Source organism: Roseateles sp. P5_E11 (assembly GCF_054049355.1).
Map to the genome: position 1 here is coordinate 1 of NZ_JBFUMO010000814.1, position 1990 is coordinate 1990.

Below are 1990 nucleotides of genomic sequence, written 5' to 3' on the forward strand. Positions count from 1 at the left end.
CCCAAGATCCTGGTGAAGCGAGGCGCGGACACCTGGTACTTCCTGACTGCCGACTACAACTTCGGCAAGACGATGGAGCGCCAGGCGACCGAGGCCATCCAGGCGGCAGGTGGCAAGGTGCTCGGCTCCGTCAAGCACGCGCTGAACACCCCTGACTTCTCCTCCTACCTGCTGCAGGCTCAGGCGTCGGGCGCGAAGTTCATCGGGCTCGCGAATGCCGGCGGCGACACGGTCAACGCCATCAAGGCGGCCAACGACTTCGGCCTGACGCGAAGCGGCAAGCAGTCCCTGGTGGCGATGAAGCTCTTCGACACCGACGTCATCGGCATGGGATTGCCGGTGGCGAAGGGCCTGTACACGACGGCAAGCTTCTACTGGGATCGCGAGCCGGACGGCAGGGCCTGGGCAGAACGGTTTCAGAAGCGGACGGGCAAGTTCCCGACGGAAGTGCATGCCGCCGACTACTCCGCGACGATGCACTACCTTAAGGCGGTGGCAGCCGTCGGGTCGGACGACGCCAAGGCCGTCAACGACAAGATGCGCTCCACGCCTGTCAACGACTTCTACGCACCCAATGGCGTGATCCGTGCTGATGGCCTCCTGGTGCGGGATCTCTACATCCTCCAGGTGAAGCAGCCTGGTGAGAACAAGCGCCAGGCCGATGTCTTCAACGTCGTCGCGACGGTCCCGGCCGATCAGGCCTTCGCTCCCCTGCAAAAGGGACGTTGCCCGCTGACGAAGTAAACCGACGGAGGACCCGCCCTATGCTCGGCCGCCGCGTCGCCACGACGGCGCGGCCGCTCAGGGCGGCACGACAAAACCCATGCAGTTCCCACACGCGCTCCCCTCCTGGTCCTGGATTCCCATCGTCGTGCTGGCCGCACTGGCCCAGTCCGTGCGCAACGCCGCCCAGCGCTCCCTGACCTCCCAGGTCGGCACGCTGGGCGCGACGCTGGTTCGTTTTCTGTACGGACTTCCCTTCGCGGCCCTTTGGGTGTTCATCCTTCAGGCGTCGCCCGCGACGACTGCGCCGGTGGCGCATTTCGGCGTGCCCTACTTCGCCTGGCTGGTCGGCGGCGCCGTCTGCCAGATCGCCGCGACCGCCTTCCTGCTTGCCGCGATGAAGGACCGCCAGTTCGTCATCGGCGTGGCCTTCTCGAAGACCGAGGTCCTGCAGGTCGCGATGTTCAGCACCCTGTTTCTGCATGAGCTGCCGAGTGCGCTCGCATTGGCGGCGATGGTGGTAGCCACGGCGGGCATTGCTCTGCTGGCGCTGCAGCAGCGGCCCGCGGCCAAGGACGACGATGGCGCAGACCACTCGCGACTGCGCCCTGCCATCTTCGGACTGGCCTCCGGCGCATGCTTCGCGCTGTCGGCCGTCGGCTTTCGCGGCGCGGCGCTGCAGGTGCCAGAGCTTTCGCCCTGGCTGGCCGGCGCCTGGGGGGTGATGTGGGCCCAGGCGGTGCAGTCCGGGCTCATGTTGAGCTGGTTCCTGTGGCGGTCACCCGCGACCGTTCGTGGTGCGTTGTCCAGCTGGCGGGTTTCCTCCGCCGCCGGCCTCGCCGGCGCGGTGGCGTCCATCGCCTGGTTCACCGCGTTCGCGATGCAGTCCGTGTCCGAAGTCCGCACGCTGGGCCTCGTCGAGGTCTTCTTCAGCTACCTGGTCTCCAGGAGGATCTTCCAGGAACAGACGCTGACCAAGCGTGAGTTGTATGGGCTGGGCCTCGTGATGATCGGCCTGGCCGGCGTGTGCCTCTCGATTTAGGCGAGAGTTCATGCCGTAGGCCAGCTGCCGCACCGCATGCGGCTCGCGCCCCAGCCGTGCGCCTCACTCGCATGGCCCGGGGGCGCGCCCTCACTGCATCGCGCGACGCAACGCCTCGCCGACGTGCCGGTAGCCGAACAGCTCGTATCCAATGACAGTGACCGCAGGCGCGAGCATGAGGACCAGYAGGCATGCGGGCATGCTCAGCCCCAAGGCGGCCAGGGC

At 67.2% G+C, this 1990-nt stretch carries 2 protein-coding genes; both read left to right on the forward strand.

Translation table 11 applies throughout. The features are described from left to right. Positions 1-744: ABC transporter substrate-binding protein (locus ACXJKR_RS30945; protein ID WP_457326108.1), on the forward strand; the 744-nt coding region annotated here is incomplete at its 5' end. A 79-nt stretch (positions 745-823) separates the two neighbouring features. After that, positions 824-1765 carry an EamA/RhaT family transporter gene (locus ACXJKR_RS30950; protein WP_457326109.1) on the forward strand — a complete coding sequence of 314 codons (942 nt, stop codon included), beginning with the start codon at positions 824-826 and terminating at the stop codon, positions 1763-1765. The last annotated feature ends 225 nt before the right edge of the window (positions 1766-1990 follow it).